Source organism: Methanosarcina sediminis, assembly GCF_052056915.1.
Classification (GTDB): domain Archaea; phylum Halobacteriota; class Methanosarcinia; order Methanosarcinales; family Methanosarcinaceae; genus MTP4.
Genome location: NZ_CP195119.1, coordinates 2,294,244 through 2,318,136 on the forward strand (window position 1 = coordinate 2,294,244; position 23,893 = coordinate 2,318,136).

Below are 23,893 nucleotides of genomic sequence, written 5' to 3' on the forward strand. Positions count from 1 at the left end.
TTCAGTTTCGTTCCGCATACCCTGATCATCCTGAATCAGAAGCAAAATAACTTCCCGAAAACCTTCCCCTCTGGATCCTGAAAATGAGACGTTTTTAGAGAATCGTTCATTTTTTAAAAAGATATATTTTTAAGAGGCGAGGATGGGGGACTCCATGTCCCGGATTTTCCATGTTGTTTTTTTGAAAACTTGGGAGGGTTGGATGTTTGCCGCGCAACTCAACGGAAAGGAATACTGCCGAAAAGAAAATTTGGCCATAACAAAAGTAGACTGGGGCCGGTCCTTTGCACATTCAAAAATACCAGAATTATCTAACACTTTACAGTATAAAAAATTAAGGGATTTTTTGAGAACAATTCTAAAATTAACACCAAATTTTCGGAAAGACAGTATGATGGAATACGGGAAAATACATTTGCACCTTTTTCCTAGCTATATGAACCAAACTTAAGACATTAATCGAATCTATAACTTCTAAAAAATTCAAAAGCCTGGAAGCAATCAAAACAGATTAAACAGATGAAAGAACAGCATTTTGAAGGAGATGCCTGAAAAATGTCCGGTGAAAAGAAAAAAGACAGGGCAGGAAAAGTAAGTAATTCCATGATATGAGGAAAGCATTGAAAGTCAATTCACACTTGTATTTTCCTGTCCGGAGTGACAATTTTCTGCCAAATTATCTTTTTTAGCTTTTCATTTTTTAGCTTCTCATTTTTAGCTTCTCATGTTTTAGCTTCTCATGTTTTAGCTTCTCATGTTTTAGCTTCTCATTTTTAGCTTCTCATTTTTAGCTTCTCATGTTTTAGTTTCATAGGATTGTCAACTTTGTCGCAATTTGCCGGCACGAAGCGGATACGGTCAAATGAATTAAAGAGTAAATTGTCGTCACAGTCGTATCCCCACATCTCAAATTCAATGGCTTTGCCTTCCTCATAATCAGCGGGATTAATACCGCCAAAGATGTCGTGGGTCCTGAATTTCATTGTGAGGTCCGGGTAACCATCAGGACAATAATCGGGACCTCCTCTGTCTACGACATAACTCACATGGCTTGTCACATCTTCAATGTTGAGTTTTAAATCATCAGAGGAGAAGTTCTCACAAAACTCAACATCCCAGCCGCTGCCATTCTCAACTTTAATTGCAACCTGAATCTTACAGGCATCATTTTTTAAATCCTCAGCTGTAAGACCTCTGTAGGGACATGCAAAAGCCACAGGAATAATCCCGTTATTGCACACATTGATGGAGTTGGGCCATGAGGCCGGTTTGACATCAACGGAGGACGCTGAGGCACCTGGTATTGAAACCAGTAAAGCCAGCAATAATGCTAAAGGTACGGCAAACCTTATCTTTTTTATAAGTATACCCCCTTTGGATAAAAGAACCAGTATAAATATTTTTCTTCAGATTTAATGGAAAAAATGTTCTACTGGCCCATATTTTATATAATAGTCGTTTTATACACATAATAAAATAATACCAGTATGTAAAAAAGGATATAAGAAACAAAATTTAGAAAAAACGCTACTGAACATTGATATCTGTTAAAAGAGAAAAGAATGAAATTCCTTAGAACTTTCAGTTTAAAAAAGCTGGTTTTCTTTGGAACCAATTTTCGAGTACGATTTCAGGCGGTAGGGCTTAAGGACATTATATAAAAGATGTGTTTTTAAGAGGCGAGGACAGGGAAGATCCCCTGCCCTGTATTTTTCATTTTAATTCCCATGGCACTGGTGTACGAAGTCCTGAATTTTTCCTATTGCAGTGCCGCAGCTGATGAAGAAGGGTTTCTGTTTGACCGTGATGGTAAGGTTTGATGTGCCGTCCCAGTCATAATCGGCTACCACACCGTGTCCCGAAAGTTCGCCTTTGTTTCCGGAGGGAACGTGGATACCGGATTCTTCGAGTTTCTTTTTCATACAATTGAATACATCGAGTGTAACGTGGTGAAACGTTACAGGACTGCATGCCATATTCTTTTTCTCCTTCTGTTGTTTTAAGAGGGTTGGACTTTTCATTTTTCTTTTTTAGATCTGGTTTTTCGAAATCGGTTTTTGAAATTTGCTTTTTGAAATTGGGGGGTTGGATGTTTGCCGTGAACCCAACGGAAAGGAACACTGCCAAAAAGGAAATGGTAATAACAGCAGTTTACGGGGTCCTGTCCTTTGCACAAGCAAACATAATCAAAATTATGTAACACTTTAGAGTATAAAAAATTTGTGGAGTTGTTTAAAAAAATTCCAGAATTAAACCCGGATTTCCGCAAAAACAGTAAGATAGGATAGAGGAAGAGACTGCTGCATCTTTTTCCTTCATACGTGAACCAAACTTAAGAATTAATTAAATCCATAACTTCCAAATATCCGAAAATTACTTAATGAATAAAATTTTGAAGTTCGCCTCTTCTTCAATTTCCTCTCAACTTTCCTCTATTTCCTCTCAACTTTCTTTATATTACATCCGTTTTCCTTACTTCTGACATTCCTTCACGAAACTTTTTATTTTTCCTGCTACTGCATTGCATCCGATAATGAATGGTTTCTCCTTGATCGTGACGGTAAGCTTCGACTCCCCGTCCCAATCATAATCGGCTACAACACCGCTTCCTGAAAGCTCTCCTTTCTTTCCTGGCGGCACATGGATACCAGCCCCCTGGAGCTTTTTCTTCATACAGTTGAAAACATCAGGCGTGACATTTTTAATTGTAACCGGTCTGCATCCCATATATTTTTCCTCCTTCCTGAAATATTTGAACAAGCAGTTCAGGCCTATCTGGAAACCAGTTTAATTTCGAACCCCTTCTCATTTTGAAACCGATTTCCGGGACGATTTCCCATTTTATTTTTCGCTTTCATTGTATAAGAGGGATACAGACAGGAGAAAAAAACAATAAAAATGAAACAAATATGAAAATAAAAAAAGTATGCAGCTAAATTATAAAGTAAAAACGCCCGAGATGGAAGAAAAGCCACCCCGGAACAGTGAAATCAGCTGCTTAATAACCCACCAAGGTTCATTCCAGCGCCATAGCCACAAGTTCAATGATATCAATAACCTCGATATCTCCGCCTCCGTCCCTGAGGTTGCGCACGCAGAGGGGGCAGGAGGTGACGATGTAGTCCACTCCCTCGGGCACGTCCTCTAGCCGCTTTTTTGCAAGTTCAATGGAGATGTCAGGGTAACCTATCCTGACCCCACCTCCGCCGCCGCAACAACGGGAGTTTTCCCGGATGTTTTTCATTTCTTTTAACTCGCAGATGGACTCGATGACCTCACGGGGAGCGTCATAGACCCCGTTGTGCCTGCCCAGGTGGCAGGGATCGTGGTAGGTGACTTTAAGGTCGAGGCGCTTGAGCTTCAGGTCGCCCAGGTGCTCGGCCAGGAACTCGGGGACGCTGATGACCCTGAGGTTTCCGGGGTAGTTGTTCTTCAGGGTGGTGTAGCAACCTGCACAGCCCGTGATGATCGTGTGGGCTCCGACTTTTCGGATCTGCTCCAGGTTGTGCTCCATGATCTTTTCCGCATCCGGCCTGAAACCGGTGCGCAACAGAGGGGAGGCACAGCAGTGTTCGTCCGGGAGAAGGGTGACTCCGAAGTGCTGCAGGACTTCGAAGGTCTTCTTTGCAAATTCGGGATAGCGATAGGAATCAAAACAGCCCACAAAGTAGACGTAATCTGATTTTTCAGGAAGCTTCGAGCGTTCGGAATCAGGCAGCCAGTGCAGGCGGTCCTTGCTTTCCCCGAAAGAATTGCCACTAATGGTGATCGTTGAACGGAGTTTTTCCTGGCCTTCCGTTGTGATGCCCAGCCTCACGAGTTCGGAACGCGCCTCTTCCACGACTTCAGGGGGGTTTGCCCCGGCCGGGCATTTGGCGGCGCAGATCCCGCAGGTCGTACAGGTGGCAAGGCTCGGGAGGACGTCTTCGGAGGGCTCCCTGCCCTCAAGGAGGCTCTTGATAATCAGCATGCGACCGCGGGTGTTGGCAGACTCCCAGCCCACGGTTTCAAAGACCGGGCAGACCGAGCGGCAGGTCCCGCACTGCACGCACTTGTAAACCGACCTGCGGTCAACCTCAAAAGGCTTTGTTTCGGTTTTTTCCTTTTCGGTTTCAGTTTTTGCCTCGGTTTTTGCTTCGGTTCCTTTTTCAGCTTTCATTTCTGCCTGTTTTTTTACCCCTGAAGCTTCATTTTCATTTTTTGTTTTTTCATTTTTCATTGATCTCACAACCCAAGCTTTCCCGGATTCAGGATCCCTTTCGGGTCAAGGGCTTTTTTTATCGTCCGCATCACTTCAAACGCAGGGCCCCACTGGGCTTCCATGTACATTCCCCTGGCGGCACCCACGCCGTGCTCGGAACTGACCGTGCCTCCAAGCTCGATTGCAGTCCTGTGGACCTTATCAGCCGCTTTTTTCAGGCGGTCCCACTCATCCTGGTTCAGGACGTCGATAAAAAGGGCAAGGTGGAGGTTTCCATCCCCTATGTGCCCGTATTTCATTGCAGGCAGGTCGAACTCCTCGGAAATTTCCTGCACGCGCCTGAGCAGTTCAGGGATCCGTTTCATGGGCACGCCTACATCTTCTCCCACATAGATCCTGCTCTTGGTCGGGTCCAGGCGGGAAACTGCGGCTCCCACAAGTTTCCTTGCAGCCCAGATGTCAGCCATTTCTTTTTCGCTTTCCGCAAGCTTGATGGTAAGGGCAAGAGGGGAACAGACTTCCATTACCTGCTCAGCGGCTTCATGCGCCGAAGTTTCCGTCCCGTCCACTTCAAAGAGGATGACATCCCCTTCCGCAGGGAGCACCAGGTTCGGGTCGTAGCGCTTCAAGACCTGCAGGGAAACCCTGTCCAGGATCTCGCAGGCCGAAGGGACGACTCCGTTTGAAAAGATCTTGATAACAGCTTTTCCGGCCAGTTCGGCATTTCCAAAGGCAGCTATGACCAGTTTACGGGCTTTCGGAAGAGGGGCGATTTTCAGGCCCGCCTTCGTTACGATCCCGAGGGTGCCTTCCGACCCTATCATCAACTGGGTCAGATCATACCCTGCCGCCGATTTCAACATTTTCGAGCCTGTGTGGATGACAGATCCATCTGCCAGCACCACTTCCAGGTCCCGGACGTAATTCCGTGTGGTCCCGTACTTGACGCAGCGCATCCCGCTTGCGTTGTAAGCTATCATGCCCCCGATGGTACACATGGCAGAACTCCCCGGGTTCGGGGGGAAAAAGAAGCCGTGGGGTTTTAGCACATCATTAAGGGTGTCCTGAATGACCCCTGGCTCCACGACGACCTGCAGGTTGTCCAGGTCGATTTCAAGGAGCCTGTTCATGCCTGAAAGGTCAAGCACGATCCCTCCCTGTACCGGGACGGCCCCACCCGCTAGCCCTGTTCCCGCACCCCTTGCAGTTACCGGGATTTCGTGCTCAAAGGCCAGTTTGACAATCCGACTGACCTCTTCCGTACTTTCAGGGCGTACAACGTAATCGGGCATCCCCTTGACCTGGGATGCATCGGAAGAATAACAATAAAGTTCCGAAGACGAGACAGAGAAGCGCTCGCCAACGATCTCTCGAAGCTCTTCAGTGATATCCATTATAGACCTCAAGTTTTTAAAATTCGAGTTTTTCAATTTTCAGAATTCGGGTTTTTCAATTTTCAGAATTCGGATCTAAAAAAATAGGTGACTTTCGTAACATATGATGACCAGGTGAATAACTGCTTATGTGAGCAACGAACTGCTTATGTGAGCAACGGATAATTTTTTGCAGCACACTATCAAGCTATTAATATTATATAAGAATATACCATCATCCTTCCCCTTTAAAGCATATAAGAATATTCCATCTTCCATTTCCCTTTAAAGCACATAGAATAATACCAATCACCCTTCCCCTTTAAAGCGCGTAGAATAATGCCAATCATCCATTCCCAAATATTATCACATTTCTTTACATTCGGACAGACATAAAAGGAAAAAATAAGAGGAAAACAATGACACGATACTTTGAGGTAGAACAAAGAGACGGAGCCGCAAGGATAGGAAAATTCCTGCTTTCCACGGAACTTCGAACCCCTTGCATCCTGCACACGGCAGAGCTCGGAAACCTTGAAACCCCAAGTCCCATCGTGGATGCGGGTAGCCTATGGAGCGCAAAAGAGCCCGGAGAGACGGAAGCCCGCATAAAGGAAATCCGTGAAAAGGTGGGGGATGAAACCCTCATAATCCTGCCCCACCAGGCATACCCTCCTGCCGTCCCCTACGACGCCAGAAGAAACCCTGAGACCTCCACCGAAGGAACTGCCGAGACCGGAACCGGAGACGAGGAGAGGAAAGGAGAAGGCCCCACAGGTGCTCTCCTCAGGCTAGGGGAAGCCCCCGGGAAAAGAGACCTCTACGTAATGGAAGGAGCAGGAAACCTGGAAAACAACGCCCGGAAGTTTCTGGAAACCGTCCTTGACCTGAAAAGCCGGATCCCCCCGGACAGCGCCCTCTATGCCCCGAACCTCGCTCTCCCGGAAAATGTGGCAACTCTCGTCTACCTCGGCGTTGACGTTCTGGACGATACCCGAACGGAAATAGCAGCCTATTCGGACATCTACCTGACCGCAGCCGGCAGGTTCCACCTGGATTCCTTAACCGAATTTCCCTGCAGGTGCAAAGTCTGCGCCTCCACCACCCCCAAAGAGCTTCTGGCACTCCCGAAAGCAGATAGATCCAGGCTCCTTGCAGACCACAACCGGGATGCCCTCGAAGCCGAGTTGGCCCTTGTTAGGGAAAAGGTCCGGGGAGGTGCTCTTCGGGATTACCTGGAAGGGCAGTGCCGGGTCAGGCCCTGGTTAACGGCTCTGCTCCGCCTTGCCGACTTCGAATACACATATCTGGAAGAAAGAGTCCCCACATTCCGGAAAAACCAGCTTCTGGCAAATACCTCCGAAGCCCTCTCAAGAGTAGAGGTGGTCAGGTTTGCCCGGCGCATACAGGAAAGGTATACCCCCAAGGGGCCCGAAATTCTCCTCCTGCTCCCCTGCGCCGCAAAAAAACCTTACTCCATTTCCCAATCCCACCAGAAATTTACCCATGCCCTGGGCAGGTACAGGAAATTTGTCCATGAGGTAATCATCACTTCCCCGCTCGGAATTGTCCCGAGGGAACTTGAACTGACTTACCCGGCCGCCCATTATGACACCGCGGTCACCGGCCACTGGGACGAGGAGGAAAAAGCCTGGGTTTCCGGCTGCCTGGAGGCATACCTCTCAAGACACAGGTATACGGCAGTAGTCGCCCACGTCGAAGGAGCCTACAGGGAAATCTGCGAACGGACAGCAGAGAAGCTGGGGCTTGAGATCGCCTACACCGCAGGTGCCGGAGAAAGCCTCACATCCCCGGCTGCCCTCCAGAAGCTCAGGAACACTGTTGAAACCCTTTGCAGTTCCGAAGATATCAACAGGAAAAGCCGGAACACCGAAGAAGCAAAACTGGATCTCATAAAGGGAATTGCAAACTATCAGTTCGGGGATAATGCAGAGTTCCTTTTCCCGGAAAAAGGCGAAAAAGTACAGGTAAAAGGCCGCTTTCCGAAACACCAGCTCTTTGCAGGAAAAAGACAGCTGGCTACCCTGGTTCCTCAGTACGGGATCCTGGCCCTCTCCCTTGAAGGAGCACAATTAATGGTAAACAGTAGCAAATCAGTGGTACAAATTGATGATTTTGTACCACGAGGTTCTATCCTTGCACCCGGCGTAATTCGAGCAGACCCGGAGATTCGCCCGAATGATGAGGTGATAGTCCTCGGAGAGAGAGCTCTCTGCGTGGGAAGGGCTATGATGAGTGGTCCTGAGATGGAACAGGCGAGCAGGGGAATAGCCATTGCCCTCAGGCATGTTAAAAAACTCTGAGTTCTGAAAAGGAAAAAAGTAAAATTTCAACAGGCTCGACAGTCAGTAAAAATATTTTATTATGTAGAAGGCCTCCGATTAGGAAAAAATTCAATAATATGAGGCCTTCAAAGAGTGAAACTTCAACAAAAGAGGAACTTCAACAGGAAAAGTCGAAACTCCGTAGAAACAAAAAAGGCATTCATTTCAAAAAAAGATCTTCGTTTCAAAATAGCAAACAGGAACTGTTTAAGTGTTACCTTTAAGCTTTGAGTCTTTAGTTCAGAAATAGTTGACACGAAGAAGTAATTAAAAGGTAGCGATATATATTAGATTATGATAAGGCGCTTCACACCCGAAGATTTCCAGGAAATGATTGATATAGAGACTGAGGCTTTTTCGGAACATGACCCCCTTGTCTACATGAATTTTTACGAATTGGTGGGAGACGGGTTCCTTGTTGCAGAAGAAGACGGGAAAGTCGTGGGATATGCGGTAGGATACCGTTCTGCGGAAAACGAGGGGCATATTTTTTCCCTGGGAGTCAAAAAGGAATACCAGGGAAGGGGAATAGGCACGGAGCTGATTTATGCTATTTGCGACCTTTTCATTGCAAACGGGCTTAAATACGCCAGGCTGGAAGTCAGAAACAGTAACTTAAAAGCGCAAAGACTTTACATATCCATAGGGTTCATACCCTGCTGGACCGAAAAAAAATATTATTCAGACGGAGAAGACGGAATGGTGATGAAAATGCACCTTCATCCTTACCGCCTGTTAATCTCAAAAAAAAGGCATATGGAACCTGGACTTTCGAGCAACGGGTTCCTTGCCACAATCCGGGGTCCGGTCAGTTATTACCCATGACCTTAACGGCGGAATTAACGGATTCTCTCATCTGGGGAGACTCCTCGAAGATGGAATCGTCCCTGGACATCAGGTTTGCGAGTTCTCCTCCTAGAATAAAAATTGCTCGCTTATGATCCGCCTTGCTCCGGTGAATGTGGACAGGACTTATCGATAAAGACTTGTACTCATCGAATTCCTGCGTTACTCCATGTCGTTCAAAATACCTTTTCATTTGGGCCATATATGTGTGCAGTTGTATGAGTTCTTCCTTGTGCATAGCGAACAGACCTACAATTTTACAAGATCAATTAAATATTACCTTGAATCAAATAAAAGAATTGCCCGAGGAAATCCTCTTCCTAGTCATTAATAATAACCTTTTCCATATATTGTATATGATAAATCATGATGAATCATGGATTATAGTGTGAATTTCAACCCTATAGTGTGAAAATATACCAAATCGTAGTGATTTTGCATGATTTATATAAATATGTACACAATAAAATAAAGAACAGACATATAATTTACAATAAGGGGAAAAACAAAGAGAAAAAGTGAAGAGAACAGTGAAAAACAAAGAGAAAACAAAAACTGTGAGGATTGAAAAAACCTCACAGCATGCTGGGGGTCAAAACCTCCATATCAGTAGGAACTTTTGCGAGGTTCCCGATTTTTACACCCACAAGCTTTTTAATGGAATTGCTGGAAGCGATGTCAACCAGCCTCTGGGTGATCACACCGTCAAAAACAACGCTTTTTACATTGTTCCTGCAGTTCTTCAGCTTACTGGCAAGGTCACGGACAGCGATTTCTTCAATTACCTTGTCCTCGGGGTCCAGGATTCTGGCCGTCAGGGTGCCTTTCAGGGCCTCTACATGGGGCTTGAACCTGAGGGCCTCTGCAGAAACAACAGGTGCCGGAGCTGGGACGGGCTTTGCCCTTTCCGCCGGAAAAACCCTTCTTGCGGCAGGCCTCTCCACAGGAGCTTTGACCCGGGTAGCTCTGGTCTGAACAGGTTTTGCAGCCGGAGCTTTGGACTCAACTTTCACTGCTGCTGCAGGTTTTTCATGAACCGCCTTTTCCACTTTTTCTTCAGGAAGCTCTTTTTCCTCAAAAGAATCCTGCTTCGGGGAAACCCGGTGCACTTTAACTCTCTTATGCAACTTCTTTTCCGAAATGCGCGGGATAGCATCCGGAGACCTCAGGCTATTCCTTTTAGAGGGCCTTTCAGCCCGCTCACAGCTGGTTCCACCCCTCTCCTGAAGCCCGTATTTCTCGATGATCTGTTCCACGGGTATCTTCCGGCGCAGAGTCCGGATAATTTCCTTCTGGACGAGGTCTTCCACACCCTTACCATCCGGTGCCCGGGCTACATAGTCAAGGTCTGCAACCTGCAAGAGTTCCCGGATAATGAGTTCTCCTCCACGGTCTCCATCCGTGAATGCGGTTACTGTCTTCTTTTTAGTAAGCTCGGCCACCTCGGGAGGGATGTTGGTTCCGCCCACGCAGATGGTGTTCTTGATACCGTAGCGGAGCAAGTTAAGGATATCCGCCCTGCCTTCCACAATAATGATGGCATCCGAGTTGACCACATTAGGACCGCAGGGAATCCTGGACTTTCCGTAGTAGGTCAATTCGTCGATGCGCACCGACTGCCGGACTTCTTCGGCCAGTTCCTGGGACTCGGGTACGCTCTCGTCGAACATCCTTGTGAAAATAAGTTTTGCCCGGTCAATAATTTTCTTTCGCTTTACAGCCCGGACGTCCTCGATCTGGAAGACCTCAATCTTGGCACTGCAGGGCCCTACCCTGTCAATTGTTTCCAGCGAAGCGGCAAGAATTGATGTCTCGACCTTATCAAGGCTTGAAGGAACAAAGATGTTCCCTTTGGTTTTTCCCCCTTTGGCGGTAACCATTACCTCGATCCTTCCGATCCTGCCGGTTTTTTGCAGATCACGCAGATCAAGATCGGCCCCAAGCAACCCCTCGGTCTGGCCGAAAATCGCACCGACTATATCGGGCCTTTCGATGACCCCGTCGGCATTAATTTTAGAATGAATGATATATTTCGTGGTATCTGTATTTTGCATGTGAATTCTCCTTGACTTATGTGAACGAATTCATAGTGAATGACGTTTAACTGAACGACTTTACCGGGAAAGAAATTGTATTGGATGATTTTGTTCATCGGATGACTTAACCGGGAAAGAAGTTTTACCGGACGATTTTATCGGGAAATGTTTCAATACACCGAGCAATCCAGGTACAAACACCTGCAGGCTCAAGTCCCTGGTACAGAGTGGCATTTGGTGATAACACAACCTCCTACCAGACGATCCGCAAAGTGTGCCATGCAATGCAAAAATACAAAAATAGTAGAAATCAGATTCTTCAAACCCGGACAGACAAATACACCTTAGAACGGCAGATTTATAAAATTGAAGGTTTTTAAAGACCGGCGAAGATATTCCCGGACCTACCTGCAACTCTCTACTTTCGCCTATGCGAACACGAAGTCCGGTCGACCTTTCCGGCCCTTCCTGCTCGATGGAGTTCCTACCTTAACGTATAAACCAGAGAAGCGCCAATTCTGCTCCCTGATCTGGCTTATAATGGACGGTAAAGCTGTTACTCGCTCCAGCACGATAATGGAAAGTTATTTATACAGTAACTCTCCGCACCTGCCTTAAAGCTCTCACCCTGAGACAAGCCCTGTTAAGGAAACACAGGCTGTGTTCAAATCTGTGTTAATCTGTGTTCAAAGCCCCGAAGTTCCGTGTTTCAAAACCCCCGGACCAGGTGTATATATGTATGCATATCATTCAATGTAAGCTAGCGCTGATTTTTTCAGAAATCCCCCTGAAGCCGGGGATTCTCCGGCACAGGCAGCCAAAAGGTGTCAGGCGTCTTACTCCCATTAATAAAGATTCCTATAGCGATAAGCGGCAAAGCAATAAATGAACATGTATGTCAGGCAAATTAAAACGCGCACCTGCTTGACTTTACCCTCTGCTTTAATGAAGCTGCAATGTCTGATTTCAGTTACATTGAATGATGGATTACTGCGAGTGGTGAATTTATGTAAATCTGTGATTTCTATTAAATTTGCATATTGCATTTAGCTGTGTTTGATTATCTTTACGAATGCGTGATGATGAATGGATGAACTCGTTAATTAATGATATGACCAAACAGAACGGTTTTCGCCCACCTCTAAAGCAACATCGGCGGACCTGCTTTCTGTTGTCATATATTTTTAAATTCATATGGTTATTGCTTGCAGCACTTAAGAACTTTGTGGTGATTAAAAATGTAGTGTCCAATTAGGACTTTTTCCCCATGCCCCATGAATCTGGAAATTAAAAACCAAAAACCCAGGAAAATTGAGGAAAAAGGAAACTTCAATCCGATTAATTTAGAAAGGTATAAATAAAACATGGGAGTTGTAAAAAATTGAACGGGCGAGACGTATAAACTATTTTTGTACACTAACCCCCCACTCCCAAACTCGCTCGTTCACCCCCTGCTTCTATAGAGTTTGAATGTCATTGGATCCTGGTCTTACAGAGATGAAAACAGTCTTTAAAATATTTTATATGTTGTGACGCAATGACTTCGAAAAAATGTACATTTCTTTAAAATAATTTTATCGTAGTTTTGCATAAAATGAGGACCGAAAACCCTTTTCTTATCTAAAAAATCTGTAAAATTCTAAATCTATAATAGACAGGAATCCCATTCTAAAGGGATGTTTAAAGGGATGTTTAAAGGGATGTTTAAAGGGATATTAGAAGATTTGGGTTCTGAGTCCGGCACAAAATTCAGCACAAAAAATCGGTGAAAGGCAAACAGGTTAAAAAACCGTAGAAGGTAAATCGGTTAAAAAATTGATGAAAATATAGCGGGTGAAAAAGGAAGCTTCCGGACCGAAAAGGAACCCTGGGGAACAGACATGGCAAGAGTGATTATTATCGGAGGGGGAGCCTGCGGCATGGCAGCCGCAACCAAGATCCGTAGACAGAGCAATTTCGAAATCACAGTGCTTTCCAGGGATTCCCATACAGCTTACAGCCACTGCGGGATTCCTTTTGTTTTCGGCCGGGAAATCGAGAGTTTTGAAAAACTGGTGGTAAAACCCCCGGATTTTTTCAGGAAAAACAGGATCAACGTACAGCTCAACACTGAAGTCCGGGAAATAGACCTGGAATCGGGAACTGTCCGGACCAGGGATGAGACCTGTCCTTTTGATAAACTGGTCATCGCAACAGGCAGCCTGCCTTTCGTGCCGCGCAAAAGCCGTGCAAATGTCCTCCCCTACGGCATCCATACCCTGCGCAGCCTGGCTGATGGGATACACTTCGGAAAAGCCCTGGAAAAGGCAGGAAGAGTATGCATCATAGGCGGCGGGACAATAGGAATCGAATGCGCAGCTGCCCTGGCAGAGAGAGGAATCGGTACTATACTTGTAAGCAGGAGCATAAACCTCCTTTCCAGACAATTCGATCCCGATATGGCAGCAATCGTCCGGGAATACCTCGAAACCCTGGGAGTGGAAGTGATCTCAGGGCGAACTGTACTCTTCCCGGAAGGGTTCTGGAAGAAAAAAGCCGTGTACCTTGGGGACGCAGCAGACAAGGAAAGCGAAGAAGGGAAAAGTGGAAAGAAAAAAATCCCTGCCGACCTCGTGCTCCTGGCAAGCGGGGCAAAGCCCGAAATTGACATCGCCCGAGTAGCCGGAATTGATATCGGAAAGGCTGGTGGAATAATCGTAAACAAACGGCTCCAGGTCAGGTCAGGCGGAAAATTCCTTCCCGGGGTGTATGCAGGAGGGGAATGTGCTGAAGTGACGGACTTCATAACAGGAAAGCCCAGGCTGAGCCAGCTCGGCACCACAGCCCGCAGGATGGCAGACGTAATCGGGGACAACGTTACCGGTACAGAAGCCAATTTCGGCCCCCTGACAGACCCCTGGGTAGCCGTTACCTGCGGGCTGCAGTTCGGTGGAGTCGGCCTTAGCTCAAAACAGGCTGAAAAGCAGGGAATAAAGGTTGTAACAGGCTTTTCCAGAGGGCGTACCAGGGCTTCCTACTACCCCGGGAGAAAAGACCTTTACATCAAACTCCTTTTCAGGGACGAACAGCTGATCGGAGCCCAGCTTGTGGGAGGGGAGGGAGTGAAAGAACGCGTAGATGCCCTTGCCCTTGCAATCAGGAAAAAGATGACAATTCAGGAACTTCTGGACCTGGAGACCTGTTATGCCCCTCCTGTCTCCATGCTCGTGGACCCCCTGCATCCGGCAGTAAAAGCTGCTTTCAAAAAGATGCAAGAAATGAAGCTTAAGTAAACCCTGTAAGTTTCAAGAGGACTCGAGTGGAAACCTCGAATGGAAAAGGCAGGCAGCTTTATCGGGAACGGCAGGAAGTTTAAAGGGGAGGCGGCAAATAATCTGATAACAAGCAACCTGAAGAAAAATAATCTGATAAAAAGCAACCTGAAGAAAAATAATCTGATAAAAAGCAACCTGAAGAAAAATAACCTGAAGAAAAATAACCTGAAGAAAAATAATCTGATAACAAGCAACCTGAAGAAAAATAATCTGATAACAAGCAACCTGAAAACAAATAACCTGAAAACAAATAACCTGAAAACAAATAACCTGAAAACAAATAACCTGAAAACAAATAACCTGAAAACAAATAACCTGAAAACAAATAACCTGAAGAAAAATAACCTGAAAACAAATAACCTGAAGAAATGACCTGAAGGTTGGTAAGTGGAGTGGAAACCAGGAACTAACAACTTAATGGAAGGGGCAGGGAAATGAAAATGATGGAAATCGATGGCTCCTATGGGGAGGGGGGAGGACAGCTTGTCAGGACTGCAGTGGCTCTTTCTGCGATCACCGGCAGGCCGGTAAAGATCACAAACATCAGGAAAAACCGCCCGAATCCCGGCCTGAAACCCCAGCACCTGAAGGCTCTTGAAACCACGGCCATGGTCTGCAGCGCCCGGGTCTCGGGGCTTTCCCAGGGTTCAACCGAGTTTTCCTTTAGTCCAATGGAAATAAAGGGGGGAAAATATCGGATTGATATAGGAACCGCAGGGAGCATACCCCTTCTCCTGCAGTGCCTCATGCCCGCCCTCCCCTTTGCAGAAGAAAAAATCGAACTTACGGTAAAGGGAGGAACGGACGTTGCCTGGTCCCCTACCATTGATTACCTGCGGCATGTGACCCTCCAGGCCCTGGAAAAAATGGGCTATGCGGGCAGGGTAAAACTCCAGGAGCGCGGTTACTACCCGAAAGGAGGGGGAACGGTCCTGGCCACGTTTGAACCCTGCAAGCTCCGGGGATTCCATTTCAAAAACCCAAAGAACAAATTAAATCTTGAAGTACAGGGAATCTCCCATGCCTCGAACCTGCCTTCCCATGTGGTTGCCCGACAGGCAGAAGCTGCAAAAACCCTGCTCCTGGAAGAGGGGTATTCCCCTGACATCGGGACTGAATGTTTTGAACTTTTTTCCACCGGAAGCGGGATAACCCTCTGGACGGGTTTTTTCGGGGGTAGTGCACTTGGAAAGAAGGGACTCCCTGCCGAAAAAGTTGGAAGGCAAGCCGCGGGGGAAATCCTTCCGGAACTCAGATCCCTGGCAGCAGTGGATGTACACCTGGCAGACCAGCTGATTCCCTACATGGCCCTGGCAGGAAACAGTTCCTATACGGTCCGGGAACTTTCCATGCATACGAAAACCAATATCTGGGTCACGGAACAGTTTCTGGACGTTAAATTCCGGATCAGAGAAAAAGGCGAACTTTTTGAAGTTTCGGTGGACTGAAAAGGGCAAAAACGAAAAAACCTTCAAACCCGGAAAAAATGAAACCTAAACCTGGAAAGCTCGAAAAAAGATCTGAAAAATATGGAAAAGAAGGAAAAATAAGCAAAAGAAAGGAAAAAATAAGCAAAAGAAAGGAAAAAATAAACAAAAGAAAGGAAAAAATAAGCAAAATATCAGAAAATTCACACAATAAGCAGATACCCTGGAGGTATTCTTTCTGCAAGCACAATGTAATCGGTTGCAACCTTTAAGGAAATTCCGTCTTTCCGGGCCTCTCTGGCATCAACTTGCAGGATTACAGGACTTTCAGTATGTACGAGAGCCACTTCAGTTGCTTTTTCCAGAGAAGTGCTCAGGTGGACATAGCGCTGCTTGATCGGGAAAATCCCGTTTTCCATCAGTACATCGACCTCTTCGGGGCTTGCTCCATAGTAGACGTACGGAGAGTCACTTTCCTCATAATCCAGGTCAACATTAACGGAATGCCCGTAGCGAGCCCGGACCCAGCCCTCGCTGATCTCATACCGTCCCTTTTCATCGGATTCCACAAGGGCATAGAGGTGCTCTTTTTTCAGCCACCTGTACCGCCGCTTCATAATTTCGTAGAGGGCGTTCAGGTTAACCCAGCCGCATTCATCCATTTCAACACCTGCCGATTCCGGGAAGTGCCGCAGAGCCCCCGAGACAAACCTTCCGAGCTTCTCTTCCCGCTTGTCGTCCATCAGGAACCTGCCAGGATGTTTACACTGCGGACATGTAGCTCCTCTGAAATAGCCGTGCTCAGTGCATTTCCGAATCATGGTATCCGGTACATTATGACACTTTAACATAAATATACTTTGTTAAAAGCATTCCCCGGAAGAAGACCTTTCAGGGGAAGAAGTTCTTTCAAGCACTTTGCCTTTCAAGCACTTTGAAGAGCAAGAAACCGGCAAGACAAAAGAAGACAGCAGCAAACATTGTTGCCCTGAAACCGAAAACCTGGGAAAAAAACCCTCCCAGGAGAGCCCCAACAACCCCGGCAGCCCCGATCATGGAGTTGATGAGCCCTGCGGATGTGGCCTTGTCAGGGTTTCTTTCGACAACCAGCCGCGTGGAACCCACATAGAGAAAAGACCAGGAACAGGCAATAATGATCATCCCGGGAATGATGTAGAGGTAGGAAGGGGCCAGGATGAAGCTTACAAAGCCGACAGCTGAGAGGGGGTAGCCGATATGGATCAGCCTTTCGTTTCCAAGCCCGTCAAGCCTGCGCATGACCAGGAACTGGACCGCCGGGTTGACGGCGTAGATAAGCCCGATCCAGAAATCAGTTGCCCCGAGCTGCAGGAGATAGAGGGGAAAAATAGTCCAGACCCCGACAGCCCCCGTATGCCGAAGGAAGAGGGCGAAATAGGACCCTGCATTCTTCAGCAGGGTATCCAGGGAAAAGTAGGAAAGGTTCACCTGGGGCTTTTCAATATCCCGGAGCCTGAAGGCTAGCAGGAAACATATGAGGTAGAAAAAGGAAGAGAGCAGGAAAAGCCTGTTCATATTTTCCCCGATGAGCCCTGCCGCGAAAAAGCCCACCATCCAGCCCAGGGAGCCCAGGGAAATGAACCTTCCCAGGCTCTGCTTCCGGTAGTGCACGTAGGCTATCAAGGCTCCGGGGTAGATACCTACGCTGAAACCTGCAAGGGCCCTTGCCAGCATGAGAGAAGCAGGGTCCCTGGCAAAAACCTGGAGGAAAAAGGAAGCTGCTGCGATTCCAAATCCGAAGAGGAGCACGCTGCGCAGGTGGTGAAGATCAGCAACCCTACCGAAAATAAAGGATGAGAGCAGGGTGGAAGCGGAAAAAATCCCCACGATAAACCCGATCTCCAGATAAGTTGCACCAAGGGATGCGGCAAACACTGGAATGAAAAGAAGAGAGAGAACATTTGCCATGTTCGCCAGGAACTGTATGTTATTGATTCGTATCAAGCCGATCCGCACCCAGAAAAGCATGGGCTTATTTAAATATATTTTTTCCGACATGTTATTTTGTTTGAGCAGGGTAAGAGAGTCAGGAGAGTCAGGAGAGTCAGGAGAGTCAGGAGAGTCAGGAGAATCAAGAGATTCAAGAGATTCAAGAGATTCAAGAGATTCAAGAGATTCAAGAGGGGAAAAGAGAGTCTCAAAACAATCACAAGTAGTAGTTCGCCCAGGACAGTCTAAAGAATGACCGTACCCAGGAATAGTTTCACCCAGCATGCGGTAATTTTTAGTAGGACATCCCGCATACCGTAGCAGGACTTCATGTCAAAAAAGGAGACTTACCAAATAATATTTAATTTACATGACCATTCATATTATACTATCAAAAAATACTTTGACAATTTCATTCATATGCAGGTGCAGAAATTAGATAATTCCATGTATATGCAGGTGCATGAATTCCAAATTCCATTTATGCACAGGTGCATAAATTCCACATATTTCAGATCCATATTAATCCATACTGATCCATAGTGATCTGTATTATTCCATGAATTCCTGGAAGATGTACTGCATTTTCAGGGAATACGTGAATAGAAGTAAGGGTCAAATTAACAGCAAACATTAAAGGGAAACATTTGAAGGGAACACCATGACCGATATCGACGCGATCTATGAAAAGCTCAGCCACGTCATCAGCAAAGAGGATTTCCTGCAGCGCATCAAGGAAAAAGTTGAAAACATGGGAGGGCTCTGCGACGAAGCAATGGCTGCCATGCTCGTTGCCAACGAACTGGGCTTCTCGGATGTGGGACGGGACAGCGTGAAAATTGCCGACATCACAGCCGAGAGCGGGACCGTGAATTTTGTTGCCAGAATCATTTCAGTCTTCGAGCCAAAGGAATTTACCCGAAACGACGGGACCATCGGGAGAGTCGGAAACCTGATAGTGGGAGACGAAACCGGGAGAATCAAGGTGACCCTCTGGGACAATATGGCGGACCTGCTAAAGACCGGGAAAGTACAGGCAGGGGAGAGCGTGCAGGTCAGCGGGTACACGAAGCAGGGTTATTCCGGGGTTGAGGTTAATATCGGGAACAACGGCGTCCTGGCCGAAAGCGACGAAGAGGTGGAAGTGGCTGTGAATGCCCAGCAGATCAAGGATATAAAGGACGGCATGGGCGATCTGAACCTCACCGGAAAAGTCCTGGAAACTTCCGATGTCAGGACCTTCCAGCGCAAAGACGGCACCGAAGGAAAGGTCGGGAACCTGATGATCGGGGACGGCACAGGGTCAATCCGCGTAACCCTCTGGGACGAAAAAACCGACTTTTTAAACGAAGTTGAATACGGAGATACCCTGGAGATCATAAACGCCTATGCCCGGGAAAACGCCTTCAGCCAGAAAGTTGAATTGCAGATAGGAAACCGTGGCCTCATTCGGAAAAGCGAGACGGAGATAGAGTACGAAGAGGAATTCATCCCCATAGGAAACATTGTTGCAGATGCTAGCGACGTAAACATCTCGGGAAGGGTCCTCGACATCTCGGAAGTCCGCACTTTTGAGAAAAGGGACGGGTCCCCCGGAAGGGTCGGAAACCTTCTGGTAGGGGACGAGACAGGAAAAATCAGGGTCACACTCTGGGACGAAAAAACCGATTTCCTGGATGAAGTGGAATTTGACGAAACCATCGAGGTCATCCATGCCTATGCCCGGGAAAACAACTTCAGCCAGCAGGTTGAACTGCAGATTGGAAACCACGGCCTCATTCGGAAAAGCGAGAAAACAGTCGAATATAGGGAGAAGTTCACGGATATTTCCGACATAATCCCGGGAGAGAGCTATTCCGTCCGGGGAAAGGTCTCGGACCTGGGGGAACTCCGCGAATTCGAACGGGAAGACGGGACCGAGAGTGTTGTGGCAGGCCTTGAACTCACGGACGAAACCGGAAGCATCCGCATAACCCTCTGGGGCGAACAGGCATACGTGCTTGAAGACCTGGACATCGACTCCGAACTCCAGATCATAGACGCATACGCAAGGTACGGCCTGAACGAAGAAATCGAACTGAGCGTTGGAAACCGGAGTAGGGTAATCATTCTGTGATTTTTCCCTTTTCTGTTTCCTTTTTCTTCCTTCTTTACCAATTCGCCAATTTTACCAGATTTTATCGATTACCAGATTTTATCGATTACCGGATTTTATCGATTACCAGATTTTATCGATTATACGATAATTTTCTTAGTTTCTGTCAATTATACTCGACAACCCAGTCCATTTTTTCAAACATGTTCAACACCATATTCTACGTTTGTTAATTTTACTCGATGTTTTTTGTGATTGCTTGAAGCTAAATTACATTCAAAAAACATTTAGATGGCATTCGAATTTCTGGATGGAAGATGTGAAAAATTTCAAGATCTATCGTTCCAGTGGAAACGCAGGGGTTCTGAAAATTTTCCTTCTAGAAAAAGCGCTGGCATAAGAAATATAATTGCTTCTTTTTCCTTGTTCCGGGGCTTTCTCCAAAACCTTTTACCTTCCCTTCGGCTCTCCCCCAGAAACACTTTATATTTTTTCAGTCTTAGCAAAAATCTCCAGTCGAAATGGAGGGGGTTCTAAAAAAATTATTTTCCGTATTTTTGAGAACTTTTACTCTGGAAAAACGGAATTATTTAACAAGAAATAAGGATACTGCAATGGATTTACGTAAACATGTGCCACCAACAAAGGAAAGAAATGCCGTTATCATTATGTACCAGTGACCCGTATATATTAAGTGTTATAAAAACGCTCGGGAAGTGCGGGAAGGACCTTCTCGAAGGTGAAGAATTGGGCATACCGGGGAAAGATAGTTTTCCATGGACATGTCCGGGTTTTGATCGATTGCAGAGAAAAACCTGAATTAGGGGAAACTGAGGAATTTAACAGGTTTTTTGAAAGGAAGCCTGAAAGCCGGTAGAATTGATTGGGAAACGGATTTTATCTGGTTTTTGTGATCCGGAGAAAGAAAAGGGGGAACGGCAATTAATGGTGTTTGACCGCAGAAAAGAAATTGAAACCGATATCCAGATCAAGGAAATTGAAAAGGAGATGTCGGTTTCGGAAGTCATGAACAAGACCGTGGTCACGCTGGACATCAACACGGATATCCCTGTTATTGCAAGGGAGATGGTCAGGTACAATGTCGGAAGTGTGATCATCACCGAGAAAGAAAAAGCAATGGGGATCATCACGGAAAGGGATCTTGTAAGGGACATCGTCACAAAGGATAAAAAGCCGAGCCGAGTGCATGCAAGCAAAATCGTCTCTACTCCGCTGGTCACCGTGAAACCAACAACCAGTGTCATAGAAGCTTCGGAGATAATGCTCAAATCTGACATAAAAAGGCTTCCGGTCATGGAAAACGGTGATATAATGGGAATAGTTTCGAATACGGACATTCTCATGGTGACACCGGGACTCAGCACCATCCTCAAGGACCTCATCGAGATGAACCGGGAACCTCTCTTTGCCACAGGCGAAGGAGAAGGTCCTGAGTTCAACAGCGGGGTCTGCGAGTCCTGCGGCTATTATTCCGAAGACCTGGAAATGGTAAACGGAAGGCTGCTGTGCCGGGACTGCCGGGATGTCGAAGAAGACTATTACGATTGAATTTGACGATTGAATTTGACGATTGAATTTGACGATTGAATTTGATGATTGAATTTGATGATTGAATTTGACGATTGAATTTGACGATTGAATTTGATGATTGAACTTGATGATTGAACTTGATGATTGAACTTGATGATTGAACTTGATGATTGAATTTGATGATTGAATTTGACGATTGAATTTGACGATTGAATTTGACGATTGAATTTGACGATTGAACTTGATGATTGGTTCTCGAATTTTATGGCTTTCCGGACCTAACGGTCCGAGAGTATCAAGCCAATAGAAACGGTACAAACCAATAGAAACGGTACCCAAACCGATACCAAAAAATGTATCCAAAACGGTACCCAAGACAACTGTATCGAAAAGTATCAAAACAGACGGTATTAAAGATGTACAATACCTATCGGACCGGGAATCTAGCCGGTGATGCTGAAAACGTAACACAAAAAAGCAGAGAAAGGGTAAACAGATGAAAGTCAGCGAAATTATGTCAGAAGGGCCTATCTGTGTGAAAGAGGGGGATTTTGTAACTCACGCCCGTCAGATGATGCGTGACTATTTTCTGCGCGGCCTTGTCGTCGTTGATGAAGGGAATAAACTTGTGGGGATGCTGACCGACCAGGACATCCTGAGGGTCACTGCAACACGTTCCAATGTCACGGTCCGGGGTTATGCCAGGGAATGCCCTACAGTCACTCCGGATATGGAGATCCAGAAAGCGGCAAAGCTTATGCTGGAAGCTAAAATGAACAGAGTACCTGTAGTTGCTTCTACCACGGACCGGACGGTGCTTGGAGTCCTGAGCAACTCCGACCTCCTGAAAAACATGAAGCTTCCGAAGGGAGCTCCCGAGAACGTTGGAAAGATCATGACCCGGAAGGTAGAAACCTGCCACCCCGATGAAAGGGTCACAAAAGTCTGGGCTCACATGCTCGAAGCCGGTTACACGGGAATTCCCGTAGTTTCGGAAAAGGGGGAAATCCAGGGGATGATCACGCGCAGGGATGTCCTGAAATCCGGAGCTGTCCGGATAGGGTCCGAAGACAGCCGGGGCACGAGGACGAGCGAGACGGCAAAGGTCGAGAAGATCATGTCCACTCCAGCTTATACCCTTGCCGAGGAGGACTCCATCGAAAGGACCAGGGAGATGATCATACACTATGACATCGGCAGGGTCACAGTGGTAAACGGAACCAAAGTGGTGGGAATAGTGGACAGGCAGGACCTCCTGGGAGCCTTCGTCAGCGGTGTTTCCGGATAACCATCGGAGCTTTTCACGCAAAAAGATTATAACGCTCAAAGATTATAATTAATAATGGTTATAGATTAAGAAAAGAGAAAGAGTTTTGGAGAGGTGTTTTCCAAAAAAATTGGCCAAAAATTTTTATTTTTCAAAAAAAGCCCGGGAAAACTGCTGAACCGGGAAAAATCGAATGTTTCAGGGGAAATCCTGCAAAAGTGCGGGAAGAGAAAAACGGTGTATGAAAAACCACTAACGGCAACTCGAATTCGGTGATCTAATTGAACAAAAATAAGACACTAGCGTCAGCCGAAAAAACGAAAGTTCAGGCCAGACTGAACAAAGTGGATAGGGGAGTACAGAGGAAAGATCCTAGAATGATTAGCAGCACAGGCACAATGGATACAGGCCCTGTGGATTTCAAGTCCAGGATCTCGGAACATGAGGGAGTAATCCTTGCCCTGGGGACAAAGGATGTAGTCACCCTTCCTCCCACTGCAACCATAATGGAAGCAGTCAAAATCATGACTGAAAAGAGATTCAGGCGCGTTCCGGTTACGGATCCCGGGACAGGAAGGATCGAAGGGATTGTCACTTCCGTGGATATCATCGATTTCCTGGGAGGCGGAAGCAGGAACCTGCTTGTTGAAAACCGCTACAAGGGCAACCTACTAGCTGCAATAAATGAAGAAGTAAGGCAGATTATGGAAACTGACGTTGCCTGCATTAATGAGCATGCAAACTTCGACGAAGCCGTTTCAATGATGCTCGATAGAAAGACCGGAGGGCTCCCGGTTGTGGATGACGAGATGCGGGTCGTGGCAATTTTCACCGAACGAAACGCTGTAGAGCTGATGAGCGGACTTGTGACAAACATCGGCGTCCGGGAGTACATGAGTAAAAAAGTAACAATGGTATCCACGGACACACCCATCGGACAAGCGGCAAAAATCATGGTTGAAAACGAATTCCGGAGACTTCCTGTGGTCAAAGACGGGATCTTTGCGGGGATGGTCACAGCCTCGGACATTGTTCATTTCCTTGGGAGGGGAGATGCCTTCCACAAACTGGTAACCGGAAACATCCACGAAGCTCTCGATCAGCCTGTAGGCTCAATCGTTTCAAAGGAACTGATCTGGACAGGACCTGAGACGGACATGGGAAAAGCTCTGGAAATCATGCTTGGAAAAAGAATAGGATCCCTTCCAATCCTGGAAGACGGGCTCATCCACGGCATCATTACGGAGCGCGATTTCCTGAGAGCTTTGAAAGCTTGAACTGGACTCTTAATTAAGACCAAATTAAGACCAGGTGCCCGAACTCCAAACCAAAATATCCAACTGAATAAATCCCAATCTTAACCTATAGAACCAATGCCAAATCAATACTGAATCAATGCCAAATCAATACTGAATCAATACAGAATCAATATTACGCTGAAATTCCTGTGTCGGCACTTCCGACCTGGAT

At 46.5% G+C, this 23,893-nt stretch carries 19 protein-coding genes; 10 read left to right on the forward strand and 9 right to left on the reverse strand.

Going from position 1 to position 23,893, the window contains the following annotated elements; genetic code table 11:
- Positions 1 to 773 precede the first annotated feature (773 nt).
- From ACSAZK_RS09855 to ACSAZK_RS09875, 5 genes are all read right to left on the reverse strand, one after another.
- Positions 774 to 1,217 carry a hypothetical protein gene (locus tag ACSAZK_RS09855; protein WP_440953984.1) on the reverse strand — a complete coding sequence of 148 codons (444 nt, stop codon included), beginning with the start codon at positions 1,215 to 1,217 and terminating at the stop codon, positions 774 to 776.
- Between the two features lie 501 nt (positions 1,218 to 1,718).
- Entirely contained in the window at positions 1,719 to 1,976 is a 258-nt protein-coding gene (locus tag ACSAZK_RS09860; protein ID WP_440953985.1) for a hypothetical protein, read from the reverse strand.
- Between the two features lie 496 nt (positions 1,977 to 2,472).
- The gene (locus tag ACSAZK_RS09865; protein WP_440953986.1) at positions 2,473 to 2,727 is read right to left on the reverse strand and encodes a hypothetical protein; all 255 of its coding nucleotides are present in this window, start codon (positions 2,725 to 2,727) and stop codon (positions 2,473 to 2,475) included.
- A gap of 289 nt (positions 2,728 to 3,016) precedes the next feature.
- A complete protein-coding gene (locus ACSAZK_RS09870; RefSeq protein ID WP_440953987.1) occupies positions 3,017 to 4,219 on the reverse strand; it encodes a (Fe-S)-binding protein in 1,203 nt (400 codons plus the stop codon).
- 5 nt (positions 4,220 to 4,224) lie between these two features.
- On the reverse strand, positions 4,225 to 5,595 hold the full coding sequence (locus ACSAZK_RS09875) for an FAD-binding oxidoreductase (RefSeq protein WP_440953988.1): 1,371 nt from the start codon (positions 5,593 to 5,595) through the stop codon (positions 4,225 to 4,227).
- A 398-nt stretch (positions 5,596 to 5,993) separates the two neighbouring features.
- Between ACSAZK_RS09875 and arcS the strand changes: the two genes are divergently transcribed.
- Together arcS and rimI are read left to right on the forward strand one after the other, a co-directional pair.
- Positions 5,994 to 7,898 (forward strand): archaeosine synthase subunit alpha, encoded by a 1,905-nt coding sequence (gene arcS / locus ACSAZK_RS09880; protein WP_440953989.1) that lies wholly within the window; start codon positions 5,994 to 5,996, stop codon positions 7,896 to 7,898.
- Positions 7,899 to 8,249: 351 nt separating this feature from the next.
- Complete coding sequence (gene rimI, locus ACSAZK_RS09885) at positions 8,250 to 8,744, forward strand: ribosomal protein S18-alanine N-acetyltransferase (protein ID WP_440953990.1); 495 nt, start codon at positions 8,250 to 8,252, stop codon at positions 8,742 to 8,744.
- Here the strand turns inward: rimI and ACSAZK_RS09890 are convergent.
- On the reverse strand, positions 8,728 to 9,003 hold the full coding sequence (locus ACSAZK_RS09890) for a UPF0058 family protein (protein ID WP_048176974.1): 276 nt from the start codon (positions 9,001 to 9,003) through the stop codon (positions 8,728 to 8,730). The genes rimI and ACSAZK_RS09890 overlap by 17 nt on opposite strands.
- Positions 9,004 to 9,340: 337 nt before the next feature.
- Entirely contained in the window at positions 9,341 to 10,819 is a 1,479-nt protein-coding gene (gene dnaG / locus ACSAZK_RS09895) for a DNA primase DnaG (RefSeq protein WP_440953991.1), read from the reverse strand.
- 1,862 nt (positions 10,820 to 12,681) lie between these two features.
- Here dnaG and ACSAZK_RS09900 point away from each other — a divergent pair.
- From ACSAZK_RS09900 to rtcA, 3 genes are all read left to right on the forward strand, one after another.
- Positions 12,682 to 14,073 (forward strand): FAD-dependent oxidoreductase, encoded by a 1,392-nt coding sequence (locus tag ACSAZK_RS09900; protein ID WP_440953992.1) that lies wholly within the window; start codon positions 12,682 to 12,684, stop codon positions 14,071 to 14,073.
- A 39-nt stretch (positions 14,074 to 14,112) separates the two neighbouring features.
- Positions 14,113 to 14,487: a hypothetical protein gene (locus ACSAZK_RS09905; protein ID WP_440953993.1), complete on the forward strand. Its 375-nt coding sequence runs from the start codon at positions 14,113 to 14,115 to the stop codon at positions 14,485 to 14,487.
- Between the two features lie 68 nt (positions 14,488 to 14,555).
- Positions 14,556 to 15,563 (forward strand): RNA 3'-terminal phosphate cyclase, encoded by a 1,008-nt coding sequence (gene rtcA / locus ACSAZK_RS09910; protein ID WP_440956993.1) that lies wholly within the window; start codon positions 14,556 to 14,558, stop codon positions 15,561 to 15,563.
- Between the two features lie 182 nt (positions 15,564 to 15,745).
- Here the strand turns inward: rtcA and ACSAZK_RS09915 are convergent, their stop codons facing one another.
- Together ACSAZK_RS09915 and ACSAZK_RS09920 are read right to left on the reverse strand one after the other, a co-directional pair.
- Entirely contained in the window at positions 15,746 to 16,363 is a 618-nt protein-coding gene (locus ACSAZK_RS09915) for an RNA 2'-phosphotransferase (RefSeq protein ID WP_440953994.1), read from the reverse strand.
- Between the two features lie 88 nt (positions 16,364 to 16,451).
- Positions 16,452 to 17,456, reverse strand: a complete 1,005-nt coding sequence (locus ACSAZK_RS09920) for an MFS transporter (RefSeq protein WP_440953995.1) — start codon at positions 17,454 to 17,456, stop codon at positions 16,452 to 16,454.
- A gap of 4 nt (positions 17,457 to 17,460) precedes the next feature.
- Between ACSAZK_RS09920 and ACSAZK_RS09925 the strand changes: the two genes are divergently transcribed.
- The 5 genes from ACSAZK_RS09925 (at position 17,461) to ACSAZK_RS09945 (ending at position 23,700) form a co-directional block, all read left to right on the forward strand.
- The gene (locus ACSAZK_RS09925) at positions 17,461 to 17,766 is read left to right on the forward strand and encodes a hypothetical protein (RefSeq protein WP_440953996.1); all 306 of its coding nucleotides are present in this window, start codon (positions 17,461 to 17,463) and stop codon (positions 17,764 to 17,766) included.
- Positions 17,767 to 18,171: 405 nt separating this feature from the next.
- A complete protein-coding gene (locus ACSAZK_RS09930; RefSeq protein WP_440953997.1) occupies positions 18,172 to 19,626 on the forward strand; it encodes an OB-fold nucleic acid binding domain-containing protein in 1,455 nt (484 codons plus the stop codon).
- 924 nt (positions 19,627 to 20,550) lie between these two features.
- On the forward strand, positions 20,551 to 21,174 hold the full coding sequence (locus ACSAZK_RS09935; RefSeq protein ID WP_440953998.1) for a CBS domain-containing protein: 624 nt from the start codon (positions 20,551 to 20,553) through the stop codon (positions 21,172 to 21,174).
- 478 nt (positions 21,175 to 21,652) lie between these two features.
- Positions 21,653 to 22,444, forward strand: a complete 792-nt coding sequence (locus ACSAZK_RS09940) for a CBS domain-containing protein (RefSeq protein ID WP_440953999.1) — start codon at positions 21,653 to 21,655, stop codon at positions 22,442 to 22,444.
- A 356-nt stretch (positions 22,445 to 22,800) separates the two neighbouring features.
- On the forward strand, positions 22,801 to 23,700 hold the full coding sequence (locus ACSAZK_RS09945) for a CBS domain-containing protein (RefSeq protein WP_440954000.1): 900 nt from the start codon (positions 22,801 to 22,803) through the stop codon (positions 23,698 to 23,700).
- The last annotated feature ends 193 nt before the right edge of the window (positions 23,701 to 23,893 follow it).